The sequence below is a fragment of the Micromonospora sp. NPDC003776 genome, assembly GCF_053605645.1.
The window spans coordinates 1-1,278 of record NZ_JBSGJR010000955.1 but is presented as its reverse complement, the minus strand read 5'-3'; the positions used below and the strand labels follow the sequence as shown (position 1 = coordinate 1,278).

General features: G+C 57.1%; 1 rRNA gene. It reads right to left on the bottom strand.

The window, feature by feature from the left end:
- A 23S ribosomal RNA gene (locus ACWEVO_RS36660) occupies positions 1-952 on the bottom strand; the annotation flags it as partial.
- Between the last annotated feature and the right edge of the window lie 326 nt (positions 953-1,278).

Below are 1,278 nucleotides of genomic sequence, written 5' to 3'. Positions count from 1 at the left end.
GAAACACGCAACGCTGCACCTAAATGCATTTCGGGGAGAACCAGCTATCACGGAGTTTGATTGGCCTTTCACCCCTAACCACAGGTCATCCCCCAGGTTTTCAACCCTGGTGGGTTCGGTCCTCCACGAAGTCTTACCTCCGCTTCAACCTGCCCATGGCTAGATCACTCCGCTTCGGGTCTTGAGCGTGCTACTGAATCGCCCTATTCGGACTCGCTTTCGCTACGGCTTCCCCACACGGGTTAACCTCGCAACACACCGCAAACTCGCAGGCTCATTCTTCAAAAGGCACGCAGTCACGAGACACAAGCAAGCTTGTGTCCGACGCTCCCACGGCTTGTAGGCACACGGTTTCAGGTACTATTTCACTCCGCTCCCGCGGTACTTTTCACCATTCCCTCACGGTACTATCCGCTATCGGTCACCAGGGAATATTTAGGCTTAGCGGGTGGTCCCGCCAGATTCACACGGGATTTCTCGGGCCCCGTGCTACTTGGGTGTCTCTCAAACGAGCCGCTGATGTTTCGACTACGGGGGTCTTACCCTCTACGCCGGACCTTTCGCATGTCCTTCGCCTACATCAACGGTTTCTGACTCGTCCTGTCGCCGGCAGACGACAGAAGAGAGATCCCACAACCCCGTACACGCAACCCCTGCCGGGTCTCACACGTATACGGTTTGGCCTCATCCGGTTTCGCTCGCCACTACTCCCGGAATCACGGTTGTTTTCTCTTCCTGAGGGTACTGAGATGTTTCACTTCCCCTCGTTCCCTCCACACTGCCTATGTGTTCAGCAGCGGGTGACAGCCCATGACGACTGCCGGGTTTCCCCATTCGGAAACCCCCGGATCAAAGCCTGGTTGACGGCTCCCCGGGGACTATCGTGGCCTCCCACGTCCTTCATCGGTTCCTGGTGCCAAGGCATCCACCGTGCGCCCTTAAAAACTTGGCCACAGATGCTCGCGTCCACTGTGCAGTTCTCAAACAACGACCAGCCACCCATCACCCCGAACCCTTACGGTTCGAGTGCACTGGGGCCGGCGACTGAGGAAAACCATTCCCTCAGACACCCAACAGCGTGCCCGACACCCTTCCCGTCCTTTTCCGTTCCACGCCGAAGCAGTACTAGGAGAAAGTCAGTGAAGTGTGCCGAATAATCAACGTTCCACCCATGAGCAACCAGCATCGAACATTCGCCGATGTACTGGCCTCTGGACCGCTAGGCGGCCTAGAAGTGCTCCTTAGAAAGGAGGTGATCCAGCCGCACCTTCCGGTACG